The 16,601-nt window shown below is 71.3% G+C and carries 17 protein-coding genes, 1 tRNA gene and 1 other RNA gene; 9 read left to right on the top strand and 10 right to left on the bottom strand.

What is annotated here, in order from left to right; translation table 11 throughout:
- The first annotated feature begins 14 nt into the window (after positions 1 to 14).
- From ACK4LS_RS01185 to ACK4LS_RS01175, 3 genes are all read left to right on the top strand, one after another.
- The gene (locus tag ACK4LS_RS01185) at positions 15 to 833 is read left to right on the top strand and encodes an IclR family transcriptional regulator (RefSeq protein ID WP_409712266.1); all 819 of its coding nucleotides are present in this window, start codon (positions 15 to 17) and stop codon (positions 831 to 833) included.
- A 102-nt stretch (positions 834 to 935) separates the two neighbouring features.
- Entirely contained in the window at positions 936 to 1,403 is a 468-nt protein-coding gene (locus tag ACK4LS_RS01180) for a MarR family winged helix-turn-helix transcriptional regulator (protein ID WP_409712264.1), read from the top strand.
- Positions 1,400 to 2,662, top strand: coding sequence for an MFS transporter (locus tag ACK4LS_RS01175; RefSeq protein WP_409712262.1), 1,263 nt, complete (start codon positions 1,400 to 1,402; stop codon positions 2,660 to 2,662). The genes ACK4LS_RS01180 and ACK4LS_RS01175 overlap by 4 nt, the downstream gene beginning before the upstream one ends.
- Here ACK4LS_RS01175 and ACK4LS_RS01170 read toward each other — a convergent pair.
- Positions 2,659 to 3,768: an alpha/beta fold hydrolase gene (locus ACK4LS_RS01170; protein WP_409712260.1), complete on the bottom strand. Its 1,110-nt coding sequence runs from the start codon at positions 3,766 to 3,768 to the stop codon at positions 2,659 to 2,661. The two genes, ACK4LS_RS01175 and ACK4LS_RS01170, sit on opposite strands and share 4 nt — an antisense overlap.
- Positions 3,769 to 3,952: 184 nt before the next feature.
- Between ACK4LS_RS01170 and ACK4LS_RS01165 the strand changes: the two genes are divergently transcribed.
- Positions 3,953 to 5,725, top strand: coding sequence for a DUF222 domain-containing protein (locus ACK4LS_RS01165; protein WP_409712258.1), 1,773 nt, complete (start codon positions 3,953 to 3,955; stop codon positions 5,723 to 5,725).
- A gap of 127 nt (positions 5,726 to 5,852) precedes the next feature.
- On the opposite strand, the gene ACK4LS_RS01160 is transcribed toward ACK4LS_RS01165, so the two are convergent.
- From ACK4LS_RS01160 to ACK4LS_RS01150, 3 genes are all read right to left on the bottom strand, one after another.
- Positions 5,853 to 6,386 (bottom strand): NUDIX hydrolase, encoded by a 534-nt coding sequence (locus ACK4LS_RS01160; RefSeq protein ID WP_409712256.1) that lies wholly within the window; start codon positions 6,384 to 6,386, stop codon positions 5,853 to 5,855.
- A gap of 377 nt (positions 6,387 to 6,763) precedes the next feature.
- Entirely contained in the window at positions 6,764 to 6,910 is a 147-nt protein-coding gene (locus ACK4LS_RS01155) for a hypothetical protein (protein WP_409712254.1), read from the bottom strand.
- Positions 6,911 to 7,519: 609 nt separating this feature from the next.
- A tRNA-Lys gene (locus ACK4LS_RS01150) sits at positions 7,520 to 7,595 on the bottom strand.
- 103 nt (positions 7,596 to 7,698) lie between these two features.
- Between ACK4LS_RS01150 and ACK4LS_RS01145 the strand changes: the two genes are divergently transcribed.
- Both ACK4LS_RS01145 and ACK4LS_RS01140 read left to right on the top strand, forming a co-directional pair.
- Positions 7,699 to 8,538: an inositol monophosphatase family protein gene (locus tag ACK4LS_RS01145; protein ID WP_409712252.1), complete on the top strand. Its 840-nt coding sequence runs from the start codon at positions 7,699 to 7,701 to the stop codon at positions 8,536 to 8,538.
- Complete coding sequence (locus ACK4LS_RS01140; protein WP_409712250.1) at positions 8,535 to 9,146, top strand: hypothetical protein; 612 nt, start codon at positions 8,535 to 8,537, stop codon at positions 9,144 to 9,146. The genes ACK4LS_RS01145 and ACK4LS_RS01140 overlap by 4 nt, the downstream gene beginning before the upstream one ends.
- A gap of 30 nt (positions 9,147 to 9,176) precedes the next feature.
- On the opposite strand, the gene ACK4LS_RS01135 is transcribed toward ACK4LS_RS01140, so the two are convergent.
- Positions 9,177 to 9,494, bottom strand: coding sequence for a hypothetical protein (locus ACK4LS_RS01135; protein ID WP_409712248.1), 318 nt, complete (start codon positions 9,492 to 9,494; stop codon positions 9,177 to 9,179).
- A 99-nt stretch (positions 9,495 to 9,593) separates the two neighbouring features.
- Between ACK4LS_RS01135 and ACK4LS_RS01130 the strand changes: the two genes are divergently transcribed.
- Entirely contained in the window at positions 9,594 to 10,133 is a 540-nt protein-coding gene (locus ACK4LS_RS01130) for a YaeQ family protein (protein ID WP_409712247.1), read from the top strand.
- A 94-nt stretch (positions 10,134 to 10,227) separates the two neighbouring features.
- On the opposite strand, the gene ssrA is transcribed toward ACK4LS_RS01130, so the two are convergent.
- Positions 10,228 to 10,598, bottom strand: a transfer-messenger RNA (tmRNA) gene (gene ssrA, locus ACK4LS_RS01125).
- A gap of 147 nt (positions 10,599 to 10,745) precedes the next feature.
- Between ssrA and ACK4LS_RS01120 the strand changes: the two genes are divergently transcribed.
- Entirely contained in the window at positions 10,746 to 11,402 is a 657-nt protein-coding gene (locus ACK4LS_RS01120; RefSeq protein ID WP_409712245.1) for an SIMPL domain-containing protein, read from the top strand.
- Positions 11,403 to 11,472: 70 nt separating this feature from the next.
- On the opposite strand, the gene smpB is transcribed toward ACK4LS_RS01120, so the two are convergent.
- From smpB to prfB, 4 genes are all read right to left on the bottom strand, one after another.
- Positions 11,473 to 11,949, bottom strand: coding sequence for an SsrA-binding protein SmpB (smpB, locus tag ACK4LS_RS01115; protein ID WP_074696877.1), 477 nt, complete (start codon positions 11,947 to 11,949; stop codon positions 11,473 to 11,475).
- 75 nt (positions 11,950 to 12,024) lie between these two features.
- A complete protein-coding gene (gene ftsX / locus ACK4LS_RS01110; protein WP_409712242.1) occupies positions 12,025 to 12,942 on the bottom strand; it encodes a permease-like cell division protein FtsX in 918 nt (305 codons plus the stop codon).
- The gene (ftsE, locus tag ACK4LS_RS01105) at positions 12,939 to 13,982 is read right to left on the bottom strand and encodes a cell division ATP-binding protein FtsE (RefSeq protein ID WP_409712240.1); all 1,044 of its coding nucleotides are present in this window, start codon (positions 13,980 to 13,982) and stop codon (positions 12,939 to 12,941) included. The genes ftsX and ftsE overlap by 4 nt, the downstream gene beginning before the upstream one ends.
- Positions 13,983 to 14,103: 121 nt before the next feature.
- On the bottom strand, positions 14,104 to 15,213 hold the full coding sequence (prfB, locus tag ACK4LS_RS01100) for a peptide chain release factor 2 (protein WP_409712238.1): 1,110 nt from the start codon (positions 15,211 to 15,213) through the stop codon (positions 14,104 to 14,106).
- Positions 15,214 to 15,284: 71 nt separating this feature from the next.
- On the opposite strand from prfB, the gene ACK4LS_RS01095 reads away from it, so the two are divergent.
- Entirely contained in the window at positions 15,285 to 16,523 is a 1,239-nt protein-coding gene (locus ACK4LS_RS01095; protein WP_409712544.1) for an MFS transporter, read from the top strand.
- Positions 16,524 to 16,601 lie beyond the last annotated feature (78 nt).

Raw genomic sequence — 16,601 nt, 5'->3', positions numbered from 1 at the left:
GTAGCGTCCACATCGTGGACACCGTCGACGCTTCCTCCCCCGCCCGCGGCCAGGGCAGCGGGGCCGCCGCGGTGCCCGGTGCGCAGGCCATCGCCCGAGCGGCCCGCCTGCTGCGGCTCGTCACGGCGGCGGGGGCGACGGGGGCGACGGTCGGCGACCTCGCGCGCGAGGCGGACCTCACCCGCCCCACCGTGCATCGCCTGCTCAGCGCCCTGCGCGCGGAGGGGCTCATGGACCGCGACGAGACCTCGGGGCGGTGGCTGCCGGGACCCGAGCTGTACCTGATGGGCAGCGTCGCGGCATCCCGTTTCGACATCACCGCGACGGCGCGCGACATCGTGCGCTCACTGGCGGTGCGCACCGAGGAGAGCGCGTTCCTGTCGGTGCGCCGCGGCGACGAGACGGTGTGCCTGATGCGGGAGGACGGCAGCTTCCCGATCCGCTCGTTCGTGCTGTCGGAGGGCGTGCGCTTCCCGCTGGGCGTAGCGTCGGCGGGTCTGGCGATCCTCGCGTTCCTGCCGCCCCAGGATGTGGACGCCTACCTGGAACGGCATCCCGAGCTCGTGGACCGCTGGGGCACCTCCCACTCCGCCGCGCGCCTGCGCACCCGCATCGCCTACACGAAGGCCCGCGGCTACGCCGTGAACCCCGGACTCATCGTCGAGGGCAGCTGGGGGCTCGGGGCCGCGGTCTTCACACGCGCGGGCGACCCGCAGTGGGCGCTGAGCTTGACCGGTGTGGAGTTCCGCTTCGGCGGCGAGCGCCTCGCCGAGCTCGGGCGCGTCCTGCTGGCGCACGCGCACCAGCTGTCGACGCGCATCGCGGCGCGGTAGCACGCGGCGCGGCCTCGCGGGGCAGCGCCGCGGGGCGTGGCCCCGATCCGCGGGCGCCCGGGAAAGATGCCCTAGGTATATACCGGGGGTATGCTTTTCGGTATGACCCGCGACGACGACCTGCAGCGCCTGCTGCTCGCGGTGCACGCCCTCACGCGCATCGCGGCCCTCGACACCCAGAGCGAGGCCCCCGCCGCCCAGTGGCGCACCCTCACGCTCCTCCGCGACCACGGGCCCCAACGCCTGGGCGATCTCGCGACCCTCAGTCGCGTGACGCAGCCCGGCATGACGCGCCTCGTTCACCAGATGGATGCCGCCGGCCTCGTCGTACGCAGTGCGCACCCCGGCGATTCGCGCGTGAGCGTGGTCGCCGCCACCGGCGAGGGCCTGCAGGCCCTGGCGCGCTGGTACGAGCAGTTTCGCGCCGCCCTCGCCCCCCACGTCGCCGACCTGTCGGACGAGGAGTGGGAGGCGGTGAGCGTGGCCGCCGCGGCGCTGTCGCTGCGTGTCGGGCTCGTGCCCGTCGGGTCGACCGAGGATTCCGCAATCGAGAAGGAGGCTGTCCGGTGAGCACCGGTAGCGCAGCACATTCCGTCAAGACGTCCCCCGCCCGCACGGCACCCAGTGTCTGGAAGCAACCCGCCCAGGTCTGGGCTGTCGCGTTCGCGTGCGTCGTGGCGTTCATGGGGATCGGCCTGGTCGATCCGATCCTCCCCGCCATCGCCGACGCGCTCGAGGCGTCGCCGGTCGAGACCGAACTGCTGTTCACGAGTTACCTCGTGGTGACGGGCCTCGCGATGCTCGTGACGAGTTGGATCTCGAGCCGCATCGGCGCGAAGGCGACCCTGCTCGTGGGTCTCGCGCTCATCGTGGTGTTCTCGCTGCTCTGCGCGCTGAGCGGCAGTGTCGACGCCGTCATCGGTTTCCGTGCCGGCTGGGGTCTGGGCAACGCCCTCTTCATCTCCACCGCCCTCGCCACGATCGTGGGGGCCGCCTCCGGCGGCAGCTCGGCCGCCATCATCCTGTACGAAGCCGCTCTCGGCCTCGGCATCGCGATCGGGCCCCTGCTCGGCGGCATCCTGGGCGAGGTCAGCTGGCGCGGACCGTTCTTCGGCGTGGTCGTGCTGATGGCGATCGCGTTCGTCGCGGTTCTCGTGCTGCTGCGCGGCCCGACGCCCGCCCGCACGCCGCTGCCCTTCAGCGCCCCGTTCCGCGCCCTGGGCAGGCCGGCGCTCGCGATCCTCGCCGCCACCGCGTTGTTCTACAACATCGGCTTCTTCACGCTGCTGGCGTTCTCGCCCTTCCCCCTCGGCTTCGGCGCGATGGGCATCGGCCTGACGTTCTTCGGCTGGGGCCTGGGTCTGGCGATCACCAGCGTCTGGGTGGCACCGCTCCTGCTGCGGCGCCTGCGCCTGACGACGGTGCTGCTGATCGCGCTCCCCCTCCTCGCCCTCGACCTCCTCGTCGCCGCGTTCATCGTGTCGTCGGCGAGCGCGCTGGTCGTGTGCATCGTGGTCGGCGGTCTCGTGCTGGGCGTGGTGAACACCGCCCTCACCGAGGCGGTGATGGAGGCCACCGATCTGCCGCGTTCGGTGGCGTCGTCGGCGTACTCCGCCGTGCGCTTCCTCGGTGGCGCGGTGGCCCCGCCGCTGGCCGCCCTGCTGTGGCACGCCTACGGCGCCGGTGTGCCCTACGTGATGGCCGCGGTGTCGGTCGCGATCGCGGCCGGGTGCATCCTGTTCGGTCGTCGCCTGCTCGCGCACGTCGACACCGCGCACCCGGACGCGGCCGACGAGGGCGCTGCGGTGCTGGTGGGCGACGCGGCCTAACCGGTCTCGACGGACCCCTCCCCCGCATCCCGCACCGCATCCCGCACCGCGTCCCGCACCGCTCTCGCACCGGGTGCCGACATGACGATCGAGTAGTGATCGACGTGCGGCACCCGGCGCACTCGCGTCAGGGAGGGGTGTGCGCGACGGAGGGCGTCGAGGTCGGGGTACAGCGGCGGGACCTCGCCGCGCAGCCCGCGCTCCGCCGCGAGCAGCGTCGTCGGCCGCGGGAGACGCTCGAGCGCGCGGGCGATCGCCGAACCGGTGTTCTGGTCGATCGAGTCAGCCTCCACCGCGGCGAACGAGGTCGCGGGGTGCAGCGCCGGTTCGCGACCGATCAGGTCGTAGGCGAAGTACGCGTCGAGCAGGGGGTCCTCCCGGTCGAGGAACGCCGGGTGCGTGCGCCAGAAGGCGCGGTACGCCGCCACCGTCTCGAAGCGCATGTCGAGGCGCGCCGCCGTCGGCCCCAGCACGTGTCGCACGGCCGCGCGCGGATCCATGCCGGCCGGCAGGTCGAGCGGCAGACCCCCGTCGACGAGAACGACGAGCTCCGTCCGATCCGGATGCCGATCGGCGAACACCGCCGCGACGAACGCGCCCATCGAGTGGCCGACGACGATCGCGCGCTCCACGCCCTTCGCATCGAGCACGGCGGCGAGGTCGTCGGCGTGCCGGGCCAGGCCGGTGGCATCCGACCCTTTTGGTCCGGTCTCCCCGGATTCGCCTGAACGGACGGTTGCTGTGCTTACGGATGCCGTACTCACCGATGCCGTGCTGCGCCCGCGCCCGCGCAGGTCGGGGGCGATCAGTCGCACCTCGGTCTCTTCCGCCAGCCACGCCCACGCGCGGTGCGAGGCCGTGACCCCGTGCACGAGTAGCCACGGCATGCCCGCGGCGTCCGGATGCCATTCCCCCATGCGCAGCGAACCCCCGGGTACGGGGATGTCGGTGAGGACGGGGGCGTCGGGGGCTTCGGGCGAGGCGGGAGCGTCGGGAGCGTCGGGAGCGTCGGGAGCGTCGGGAGCGGCGAGAGCGGCGAGCGAGAGGCGTTTCGCGGTGCCGTCGGGGGTGCCGTCGCGCGCGGCGGGGCGGGCGTCGGGAGTCATGGGGAGATCGTGACACGCGTGGTCGGCCCGTGGAAGGCACAGAAGGGGTGCCGGATCACGATGTCGGGCAGGCATCGCCGGATCACGACGTTCGGCGGAGCGCGCCGGGCTCCCGCGACGGGGTGGAAAGAGCATTTCACCGGGTTTTTCCGTCGATGTCGGAGGTCGGCGATAGCGTCCTGTCATGAACTTCTCCGCCTCTCGGACCGACCGGATCCCTCCGGTCGCTCGGGAGGGCGCCGAGGCTGCGGAGAGCGCCGAGGCGGCCGAGCTCTCCGGGCGATGGTCCGACATCCCGGCTCCGACCGAGGCGGAGCTCGACCTCGCGGCCGACGCCGCATGGGCGACAGAGATGGGCCTTCTCGACCTGGCGTGGCCCGACGACCTGAGTGACGAAGAGGCATGGCTCGTCAGTCACGACTCGGCGTCGCCCGCCATCGACGACGCGCCGGAGCGGCCGGTCGATCCCCGCACCCTCGCCGACGAACGTCTCCGCCGCCTCGAGGCCGTCGCGGAAGAGCGCCGCCGGGCGACCGCCGAGGAGTACCGGCTCATCGCCCTCATCCTGAGCGAGGCCACCGTCACCCCCGAGCCGTGGGTCGGCGCCGACCCCACGCTCGACGCGTCGTGGAACGACGTCCGACGCCGCCGGGTCGCCGCGGTACGGCGCGATCGCATCGACCTGGCCGAGCGCGCCGCCGTCGCCGAGATCGCCGTGCGCCTGCGCCTTTCGGAGCAGACCGTGCGGGTACGGGCCGCGCACGCGCGCGTGCTGCAGGAGCGCTGCCCGTCGTCGTGGGCGGGCTTCGTCGACGGCCGTACGTCGGAGCGCCACGCCGTCGAGACCGCCCGTCTCTCGGCGACGCTGCCCGACGACGACGCCGGCTCGTGGGCGGCATTCGACGACGGAGCTGCCGATCGGGCGAGCCGCCTGACTCCGGCGCGCTTCGCCGTCGCGGCACGCGCCCTGCGCGAGCGGGTGCACAGCGAGTCTCTCGAGGCGCGTCATCGCCGGGCCCTGCGCGACCGTGGCGTCTGGCTGACGGCCGAGCTCGACGGTATGGCGACCCTGAACGCGCTCCTGCCGGCCGACCGCGCCCACGCCGCCCTGGCACGACTCGACCAGGTCGCGCGGCATCTCGTCGCCGCCCCCGACGAGGACCGCACGCTCGCCCAGCTGCGTGCCGACGCCCTCGCCGATCTGCTCACGAGCGACCTCGAGCGGGCTCGGGTCGCCGAACCCGGGTCGCAGAACCCCGAAGCAGACGCCAAGATGCGGGCCCGGGTCGCGGAGCCCCCGTCGCGAAACCCCGACGCAGACGACGAGATGCGGGCCCGGGTCGCCGACGCTCCCGAACCACCCGCCCGCCACATCACCTCTCACCCGCCCAGCCGAGGCTCAGCCGAGCAACACCGCGGCTCTTCCCCGCCGGACAGCTCCACCCCATCCCCGACCGGACGCGTCGCCACCGCGGTGCCACGGGTCACGGCATCCGTGGTCGTGACGGTCCCCGCCCTCACCCTCCTCGGCGCCTCCGACGAACCCGCCGTCCTCGACGGCTACGGCCCGATCGATCTCGACACGGCCCGCCAGCTCGCCGGAGGGGCGGCTTCTTGGACGCGTCTGCTCACCCACCCGCTCACGGGTGCTCCGCTCGCCCTCGACCGCACGAGTTACCGCGTCACCGCCACCCTCCGTCGGTGGCTGGGGATTACGCGTCCGACCTGCATCTTCCCGGGCTGCGGGCGGTCGGCTCGCTCGTGCGATCTCGACCACCTGGTCGCCTGGGCCGACGGCGGCACGACCGACGACGACAACCTCGAACCCGAGTGCCGCCATCACCATCGCCTGCGTCACGGCTCAGAATGGATGCCGATTCGCGACGACGCAACGGGCGAGGTGCACTGGCGGTCACCGCTCGGCCACGTGGTCGACGTCGATCCCCCGCCGTTCTGATCCCGCGGCCTGCCGGCGCACGTCCCACCGCACCACCGCGCGGCGCGTCCTCCCCGGGCGCCCCCGACGCGCGACCACGCGTTGCGCCCTCACCGGGCGCCGCGGAACGAGACACAACGCCCCCGCGTCAGCGGCCGACGCGGGCCATCTCCGCGACCTGCTCCCCCAGCACGTTCCACAGCTGATCGAACCGCGGGTTCCACGGCGTCGCGAACACGCCGTCCTTCCAGCGACGGCGAACCTCATCGAGCGTGACCCACTCGGCATCCAGCACCTCTTCGGGGTCGGGCACCGCAGCCGGTTCGCCCCGCATGGGAGCGACCCACAGGTCGAACAGGGCCCGCTCCTCGATCACGCGCCCGACCAGCACGAGGTCGTCGGGCGCGAGGCGCATGCCCGTCTCCTCGGCCAGCTCGCGCACCGCGCCGGTACGACTCGACTCGCCGCGCAGCGCGCTACCCGCCGGGAATTCCCACGCGAGCGGGTAGTCCTTCCCCGCCGCGCGGCGGCTCACCAGCACCCGGCCCGTCGACGACACCAGGCACACCGATGCCACGACGTGGAACGTCCCCTCGGGCACGGGCCCGTCGCCACGCCGGTGGAGCGTGCCCGTCGGCGTCCCCTGGACATCGGTCACGTCCCAGATCTCGTCGTCGGCCATGTCCACCCCCGGTCCCGACGCGCCGGTCGCGTCTCGGCCCATTCTGCCTCTCGCCCCGGAGGCAGCCGAGGGGCTTTACGCCGCGTGCGGGGTGCCCCACGAATGCGTCGTCGCGGGGTCTCCCGTCAGGGAACGTCGTCGTCGTCGAACGCAGAACTCCGGTCGGAGCGCGCATACCGGACCAGGCGCTCGATCAGCGACACCAGGATGCCGAGCAGAAGGCGCCGGCGTGTCCCCCATTTGGGGGACAATGAGGTAACCTCGACGAGGCCCCCGCCCCAACCCCCTGGCATCCCCCTGCCCGGGGCGGGGGCCACCCCTCCGCTGCGAATGCCGTGCGCTTCGGCTGCTGGCCCACCCATGGACGCGACGCGGACTCAGACCCGTCCGTCTCCGCCGCCCCGCGCGAACACCACGAGCCCGACACCCGCGAACGCGACCGCCGCCAGCGGGCGGGCCGGGAATTCACCGGCCAGCACTTCCGACATCGCGAAGGCCACTCCGGCGACGATCGCGAGCGTCATGACGATGATTCCCGCTCCGCGCCGCCCGCTCATCCCGGTGAACCGGGGGCCAGCGGTCCCCACCCGACGATCCGCACCGACCGGCGAGGGAATGCATTCACCCGTCGACCATTGCCCTCAGGCCCGGCCGCACATTCAGCCGGCATCCGGACACGACTTCGCACGTTCCCCCCGGCCATGCTCAGCGCTCCGACGATCGTCGGAGCCTCATGCCCCTCCGTGCGAGAAAGACGCCCGTCGCGAGGAAAGCGGTCATCGCGATCACGACGAATGCATTGCCCTCTCGCCCCCACGAGATGGTCAGCAGAGCGGCGATCGCGAATACCGACCCCGCCAAGAGAAAGACGACGCCCGACACGAGCGTGAGTCGCCAGCGTGATCCGGCTGCCTGACCCGTCATCGTCACAGCATGGCATTCGCAGACGTTGTGCACGCGCCCGAGCCCGCGAGCAGCCCCGCCACCTCCTCGGCCGCTCGAGAGCATCGGCGCGAATCCCCGCCCGGCGCCGGGACCGCAACAAGCACCCCGGCGCGGCACGTGCACCCGAGCCCGTCGAACGAACACAGAATCGCCCCTCACCACGTGACGGAGTGAGGGGCGATTCTTGGTGGTGCACCCCCTGGGACTTGAACCCAGAACCCACTGATTAAGAGTCAGTTGCTCTGCCGATTGAGCTAGAGGTGCGTTCCGTTCGGCCCGAAACTCGCGTTCCGAACCGAGGGATTACGTTACCAGGCGTGACGCGAGCACACCAAATCGAGCCGGGGACGACGGTTATCCTGGAGCCGTGTCCCGCATCGAAGAGCCCGCCGCGCGCCTCGCGGACCTGAGCGACGATCTCGCCCTCGCCCTGCGTCTGGCCGACGCCGCCGACGCGGTGGCGATGGCGCGCTTCGACGCCGCCGACCTCCGCATCGATACCAAGCCCGACCGCACGCACGTCACCGAGGCAGACCTCGAGACCGAGCGGGCGATCCGCCGGATTCTGGATGCCGAGCGCCCCCACGACGCGATCCTCGGCGAAGAGTACGGCGCCTCCGATGACGACGCCTCCATCCCGGGCTCGCGCCGCTGGGTCATCGACCCGATCGACGGCACGCACAACTACATGCGCGGCATTCCGGTCTGGGCGACCCTCATCGCCCTCACCGTCGACGGTGTGCCCCAGGTGGGCGTGGTCAGCCAGCCGGCACTTGGCCGCCGCTGGTGGGCGTCGACCGGACAGGGCGCCTGGACGACCACGACGTCGGGCGAGACCCGCCGCATCCACGTGTCGGGCATCGACGACGTCGCCGCGTCGAGCATCAGCTTCCAGAGCATCGAACAGTGGGACGACGTCGACCTCCTCCCCACCCTCGAGCGACTCGCGCGCGCCGTGTGGCGCGATCGCGGCTACGGCGACGCACTGCCCTACATGTGGCTCGCCGAAGGGCGCCTCGAGCTCGTCGCCGAGTTCGACGTCAAGGAGTACGACATCGCCGCGATCGCGCCGATCGTGCGCGAGGCGGGCGGGCGCTTCACGGCGTTCGACGGCACCGATCGTCTCGACGCCCTCTCCTCGCTCGCCACCAACGGAGTGCTCCACGACGCCTTCCTGGCCCTGCTGCACGAGGAGGGCGCACCGTGACGCTCCACCGCACCTCGCCCGTCGACACGCCGTCGCGCCGACTCCGCGCGGGCGGCACGGCCACCGTGGGCGTGCTCGCCGCACTCGTCCTCGCGGGCTGCACCTCCCCCACGCCGTCCGGAGTCTCGCCCGAGACCTCGGCTCCCGCTCCCGCCGAGACGGCCGCCGCACCCGGCGAATCGAACGCTCCGGACACGGTGGTCGACACGCCCGACGCCACCTGCGAGAACATCATCCCCGCGGCGACGGCAGACGATTTCAAGAGCCTCGGCTGGACGTCGCAGGAAGAACCGTTCCGCATCGGCGCGAAGGCGCTCGACGATGGCATCCAGTGCAAGTGGGGCGACACCAACATCGCTTCCGATCGCGTGCAGATCTTCGGCTGGGCCCCCATCGACACCACCGAAGCGCAGACGGCCGAGCAAGAACTCGTCGCCTCGGGCTGGAAGGTCGAAAGGGAGGCCGACGGCACCTACGTGACCGAGAACCCCGACTGGCTCAACGGCCGCGGCGTCGACGGGTACGGGCTCACCTACTTCTTCGGCGACGGCTTCGTGAAGCTCGCCGACACCCGGCAGAGCCTCGTGCTCGTCGAAGGACCGCGCTGACGGAGAACCCCCGCAAGCGGGCCGAACCCCTCAGCGGTAGGGGTTCATCGCGCCCGCGTCGCGAGCCGCGGAGAAGCCCTCGTCCCACGCATCCCCCCGCGCCTCGACGTCGCGCCACAGGGCGTCGGCCCGCAGCACCCGCTGTGCGAAGGCGACCCAATCCGTCCACGCGGCGGTGATGCCCGGCGCAGCGGCTTCCTCGCCCGTCGCGTTCGCCACCGGCGCCGCCTCGTCCGTCGGCTGCACCCGCGCCACGGGCACCGCATGAGCCGTCCACGTCGCGGCGTCGGGGGTGGGAGCGAGCGAGAACGGGCCGACGTCGATTCGAAGGGCGCGGGGATCTGGCATCCCTCGACGCTAGGCCGCACCGCGCCGCGTCGGCAATGCCTCGCCCGGTCGTGCCCCGTGCGCCGGCGCCGCTCCCCCGCTCGCGTAGGCTCGGGCATCGTGGCTATCGGCGCGACCATTCACACGTTCACCGTGCAGCTCTCCGACGTCGACCGCGGCGTCTACGACGAACTGCAGCTGCGTGTTGCCCGGCATCCGTCCGAGACGGCGCCGTACATGCTCACGCGCGTGCTCGCCTACTGCCTCGAGTACGAGGAGGGCATCGCCTTCAGCGAGGGCGTGTCAGCAACCGACGAACCCGCCGTGCTCGTGCGCGACCTCACCGGCGCTCTCGTGGCGTGGATCGAGGTGGGGGCTCCGGATGCCGCCCGCCTCCACACCGGCAGCATGAAGGCCGAGCGGGTCGCCGTCTACACGCACCGCGACCCGGACAAGGTCGCCGCCCCCTGGGCGGGAAAGCGCATCCATCGCGCCGACGAGGTGCTGCTGCACAGCTTCGAGCCGGGCTTCGTCGAGCGCGTCGCCGACGCCATCGAACGCCGGAACACCGCGACCCTCACCCGCACCGAGGGGCGGATCTACCTCGAGCTCAACGAGGTCTCGGGCGAGAGCGATGTGCACACCCGCACCGCGGGCTGAACGCGCGCCGACACGACGAGGCGTCGTGGGAAAACGAAAAGCCCCCGCCCACACCGAAACGGGTGGGGGCGAGGGCTTCTCTCGTGACAACGGCTCGTGGAGCTGGGGGGAATCGAACCCCCGTCCAACGCTGGGTGTCCGCGTTTTCTCCGGGCGCAGTCTGTGCAGACGTTCTGCTCGGCTCCGACCTTTGTCACAGACACCTAAGTCGACGAGCCCAGTCCGGGAAAAGTCCCGCGTGACGTCCGGACGCCGTCACACAGCAAGACCCCTAAATGACGCCAGAATCCGTGGCGGGGTCACACACGGTCTGACGGACTATCGGGCTCGCTTACGCAGCGAGGGCGAAGTCAGTGCGCTTGGTTTCGGCACTTATTGGTTTGCAGGGAGCGTTAACGAGATAACCCCACATCCTCGGCCCGCTTTCTCGCGGGTTCGCAGACGCTGTCGAAACCGATCAGCCCCGGGAACTCCGTGAAGGAGCGGCCGTTGTCACTCTGTTGAATTGCCACCTCGGATGCCGAAGCACCCGAGCATCACACTCTACAACCAATCCCTGGTCCCCGTGATTCCCGACAGGACCGACCGATCGAGGTCGCGTAGGCTCCCGGCATGAGCGAGGTCGTCATCACCGTCCGGGGCGAGAGCAACGCGCGCGTGCGCGCCGAGGAGGCCGCCGTGCGCGTCACCGTGTCGACCGACGGCCCCGCACGCGGCCCGGTCGTGGAGCGTGCTCAGGAGCGGGCGGCATCCGTGCAGGACGGCCTCGTCGCACACCTGCGCTCGGGCGAGGTGTCGGAATGGTCGAGCGCGCGCGTGTCGGTCTGGTCCGACCGCCCGTGGAGCAACGACGGCGCCCAGCTGCCCCTCGTGCACCACGCCGCGGTGGAGCTGTCGGCGACCTTCGTCGACGCCGGAGCCCTGTCGTGGTGGCTCGGCGATGTCACGGAGTCCGACGACGTGCAGGTGACGGCCGTGGAGTGGCGCCTCTCCCCCGGCACCCGCGCGCGTGTCGAGCGCGAGGTCGCCGCCGAGGCGGTGCACGTCGCCGTCGAACGCGCGGAGGCCTACGCCGACGCCCTGGGCCTGGCATCCGTGGCCGCCGTCGAGATCGCGGATGCCGGCCTGCTCGGCACCCGCCCCGAGCCCGCCGCCCCGCTGGGGGCGCGCCTGATGTCCGCGTCCGCCGACGGCGGACCGTCGTTCAGCCTGCAGCCGCCGGAGATCGTGGTGACCTCGGTGGTGGAGGGACGCTTCCGCGCGGAGTGAACGCTCCGGGTTTCGATGCGGCGAACCTCGTCGAGCCGGCGTCGCCCGTCACCGCGGACGCCGGGAGGGGTTACTCGCCGAGGCGGTTCTTCGTGCGCATCGCGCGCTCGGCCTCGCGCTTGTCTTCACGCTCGCGGATGGTCTGACGCTTCTCGAACTCGCGCTTGCCCTTCGCCACGGCGATCTCGACCTTCGCGCGGCCGTCGAGGAAGTACAGGCGCAGCGGCACGAGCGTGTAGCCGCCGGCCGACACCGCGTGCGAGAGCTTGATGATCTCCTCCTTGTGCAGCAGCAGCTTGCGCGTGCGCTTGGCGGAGTGGTTCGTCCAGTGGCCCTGCGAGTACTCGGGGATGTGCACGGCGTCGAGGAACGCCTGACCGCCGTCGATGTAGGCGTAGCCGTCGGTGAGGTTCGCGCGCCCCTGGCGCAGCGACTTCACCTCGGTGCCGGTCAGGACCAGACCGGCCTCGTACGTCTTCTCGATGGCGTAGTCGTGACGCGCCTTCTTGTTCGACGCGATGAGCTTCTCACCCTGCTCACGAGGCATGGTGCCACCTCCTCATGATCAAGGGCACACAGAGCCTTACAGCCTACAGGACGAACAGCGACCGACAGCCGGCGGCTACGCGCGCAGCCAGCGGCGGATCGCGAAGCTCGCGCTCAGCGCCGCGAGGATCACGCCGATCACCACGATCACGGGGATGACGAACGCGACGTCACCGAGCCCGACCCACGAGGTGATGAACCCGATGCGGTCGCGCAGGTACTGGTTCACGCCGACGCCGACGATCGCCCACACCGCGACACTGGCGAGCGCCGACCCGATGAGCGCGGCGATCACCCCCTCCACCACGAACGGTGTCTGGATGAAGCGGTTCGAGGCGCCGACCAGACGCATGATGCCGAGCTCTCGCCGTCGAGCGAAAGCGGACAGACGGATGGTCGTGGCGATCAGCAGCACCGCGGCGATGAGCATGAGCCCCGCGATCCCGACCGCGACGTAGGTCGCGACCGTGAGCGCCTGGAACAGCGGCTCGAGGTACTGCATCTGGTTCTTGACCTCTTCGACACCGGCCTGGCCGCTGAACGCCTCGATGATGACGTCGGACTGGTTCTGGTCGACGAGGTTGATGCTGAAGGTGGCGTTGAACTGGTCCGCCGTCACGACGCCCGCGATGTCCTCGGGCAGTTGACTCTTGGCATCCTCGAACACCTGCTCGCTGGTGGAGTAGGTGTAGTCGCGGATCAACGGGGCCAGGGCCTCGCCGTCGAGCGTCGCCTTCACCGCGTCGATCTGGTCCTGCGTGGCGGACTCGCCCGTCGCGCACGTGCCGGTGTTCGACACCGCGGCGCACATGAAGACCGCGACCTGAGCGCGATCAGCCCAGTACGACTGCATCTTGCCGATCTGCATCTGCATGAGCATCGCGGCACCGACGAAGGTCAGCGAGACGAAGGTGACGAGGATGACGGAGATGACCATCGACGCGTTGCGCCGCAGCCCCGTGAAAGCCTCGGAGAGGATGAGCCCGAGCCTCATGTCGTGGGTCCCACTTCGTCGTTGCGGTCGGTCTTCTTCCCGAGGCCGAGGCGGTCGGCCAGGCCCAGGGCCTCGACGTCGGGCGTCGTGACCGGAATGGACCGCGTGTTCGTCGCGGGCTCGCGCGCCGGTTCGGCCGACGGCGTGGTCACCGCGGGGGCGGATGCCGTGGCATCCGGGGTCGACGCACGCGTCGGCGCCTGCACGGGGGCGGGGCGCGGGGCGCGAGCCGTCGGCAGCGGCTCGACCGAGCCGGTCGCGCTCGTCACCTCGCGCTGCACCTCGAGGACCGCCGTGAGGGCGGCCACCGCGGCGGCGCCCTTCTCGACCTCGGGGGCCAGGCGCGGCAGGCTGGACGTGTCGCCGTAGCCGCCGTGACGCTCGTCGCGCACCATCTCACCGCCGCGCAGCTCGATCACGCGGCGCTGCATCTGGTCGACGAAGCCGGCCTCGTGCGTGGCCATGACGACGGTCGTACCGCCGGCGTTGATGCGCGCGAGGAGGCGCATGATGTCGATCGAGGTGCCGGGGTCGAGGTTTCCGGTCGGCTCATCGGCCAGCAGCACCTGCGGACGGTTGACGAGCGCTCGCGCGATCGCGACGCGCTGCTGCTCCCCGCCCGAAAGCTCGTGCGGCAGGCGCTTCTCTTTGCCGTCGAGACCGACGAGCGCGAGCACCTCGGGCACGGCCTGCTGGATGAACCCGCGCGAGGCGCCCGTCACCTGCAGCGTGAAGGCGACGTTCTGGTGCACCGTCTTGTTGGGCAGCAGGCGGAAGTCCTGGAAGACCGAACCGATGTGGCGGCGGAAGTAGGGGACCTTGCGGTTGGACAGGGTGCGCAGGTCGCGACCGAGCACGACGACGCGCCCCTCGCTGGGGGTCTCGGCGCGCAGGATCAACTGCAGGCACGACGACTTCCCCGAGCCCGAAGCGCCGACGAGGAAGACGAATTCCCCGCGCTGCACCTCGAAGTCGACGGCGTTCAGGGCGGGCTTCGCGGTGCCGCGATACCGCTTGGTGACGTTCTCGAACCGGATCATGGCTCGACGAGCCTAAGCGCGAGCCCCGGGCAGCCCGACAGGACGCGCCGTGTCGTGAAACCGAGAGAGTCCTATGGATGCCGAGTGCCGGCATCCACAGGACTCTCGCCCGCGAGGGGCCTCAGTCGTCGTCTTTGCGCTTGCGCCAGCGGATGCCGGCCGCGATCAGGCCGTCGAGGTCGCCGTCGAAGACGACGGCGGGGTTGCCGACCTCGTAGCCGGTGCGCAGGTCTTTCACGAGCTGCTGACCGTAGAGGAAGTAGGAGCGCATCTGGTCGCCCCAGCTCGCGGTGATCGTGCCCGCGAGCTCCTTCTTCTTGGCCGCTTCTTCTTCGCGCTTGAGCAGGAGCAGGCGCGTCTGCAGCACGCGCATGGCGGCGGCGCGGTTCTGGATCTGCGACTTCTCGTTCTGCATCGACACGACCAGGCCCGTGGGGAGGTGGGTGATGCGCACGGCGGAGTCGGTGGTGTTGACCGACTGACCACCGGGGCCCGAGGAGCGGAACACGTCGACGCGGATGTCGCCCTCGGGGACCTCGACCTCGACGGCCTCCTCCATGACGGGGATGACCTCGACCGCGGCGAAGCTGGTCTGGCGCTTGTCGGCGCCGCCGAACGGGCTGATGCGCGCGAGGCGGTGCGTGCCGGCCTCGACCGAGAGCGTGCCGTAGGCGTAGGGGACGTCGATCTCGAACGTCGCCGACTTGATGCCGGCGCCCTCGGCGTAGGAGGTGTCCATGACCTTGACGGGGTACTTGTGACGCTCGGCCCAGCGCAGGTACATGCGCAGCAGCATCTCGGCGAAGTCGGTGGCGTCGTCGCCGCCGGCACCGGAGCGGATCGTGACCACGGCGGAGCGGGCGTCGTACTCGCCGTCGAGGAGCGTCTGCACCTCGAGCTGGCCGATCACGTCGCGCAGAGCGGCGAGCTCTTTGCGGGATTCCTCGGCGGAGTCTTCGTCGTCCATCTCGATCGCGAGGCCCACGAGCACCTCGAGGTCGTCGAGACGCTGCTCGATCTCGGTGATGCGCTTGAGCTCGGCCTGCTTGTGGCTGAGGCGGCTGGTCACCTTCTGGGCGTTGTCGACGTCGTCCCACAGGTCGGGGGCGCCGGCCTCTTCGCTGAGGCGGGCGATGTCGGCGGTGAGTGCGTCGACGTCGACCACGGCCTGGATATCGGCGAAGGTCGAGCGCAGCGCCTGGATGTCGGCGGTCAAATCGAGTTCGAGCATTTGCGATCAAGCCTATCGTGGAGACGGTGACAGCCGACTCTCCCCGGAACGTGCTGGTGCGCTTCGCGCCGATGATCTACGGTCCCACCCTGTTGTTCGCGCTCGGCGAGGGCGCGGTGATCCCCCTCATCCCCGTGATCGCCGACCGCCTCGGTGCCGACGTCGCCGTCGCCGCGCTCGTGGCCGCCGCCCTCGTCGTGGGCCAGCTGTGCGGCAACATCCCCGCCGGTTGGGCGGTCGCGCGGTTCGGCGAGCGGCTCACGATGGGCGTCGCCGGGATCGTCATCCTCGGCGGCCTCACCGGGATCGTGCTCGCACCCTCGCTGATCTTCTTCGCGGCGGCGGTGTTCCTCATCGGGTTCTGCGCGGCGTCGTTCGCCCTCGCGCGGCACTCGTTCATGACCACGCGCGTGCCGCTCCACTTCCGCGCGCGGGCGCTGTCGCTGCTGGGCGGGACCTTCCGCCTCGGAATGTTCGTCGGCCCCTTCATCTCGGCGGCGTTGCTGGCGGTGTTCGGCGACGAGACGGCATCCATCGTGTTCTTCGCCGTGTGCCAGGTCGCCACGATCCTGCTGGTGTTCCTCGGCCCCGACCCCGAGAAGGCCGTTCCCGGAGGCGGGGGCGCACCCAGCCGGCGGGCCGGGGGCGACTCGCGCGAGGCGGAGGACACCGGTGAGCCCGTCACCGGGGCCATCCCCACCGTCGAGCGGGTCGGCGTCTTCCGCACCATGTGGCGCTTCCGCGGCGTGCTCGCGCGCCTGGGCCTGGCGGCGGCGTCACTGTCGGCTGTGCGCTCGGCGCGCCAGGTGGTGCTGCCGCTGTGGGGCGTGTCGCTCGGACTGGATGCCGGAACCATCGCCGTCGTCGTGGGCGTCTCGGGCGCGATCGACTTCGCGCTGTTCTACGCCAGCGGCCAGGTGATGGACCGGTTCGGCCGCCTGTGGGCGGCGCTCCCGGCCATGGTCCTGATGGGCGCAGGCTTCTTCGCGCTGTCGTTCACGCACGATCTGGCCTCCGCGGCGATGTGGTACGCGATGTTCGCGGCGGTGCTGGGGGTGGGAAACGGCCTGTCGAGCGGCATCCTGCTCACCCTCGGTGCCGACATCGCGCCCCCGAACGAGCCCGCGGCCTTCCTGGGATCCTGGCGCACGCTGACCGATGCCGGCGGCGCCCTCGCCCCGCTGCTGGTGTCCGCCCTCACGGCGGTGGCGTCGCTGTCGATCGGCGTGGGTGCCATGGGGCTCGTCGCGGTGCTCGGGGCCATCGGCTTCATCCGGTGGGTGCCGCGGTACGTCCCCCGCACGCGCTGACCCGCGCATCCGTCGCCGCGGCCGCGGGCGGTGGGCGCGGCGACGCGTGCCGCAGGAACGGAAACCGAAAACCGCCGG

The sequence above is a fragment of the Microbacterium sp. genome (assembly GCF_046295495.1).
GTDB lineage: Bacteria > Actinomycetota > Actinomycetes > Actinomycetales > Microbacteriaceae > Microbacterium.
Note: the sequence above shows the minus strand (reverse complement) of the source record. Positions and strands in the feature narration are given on the sequence as shown.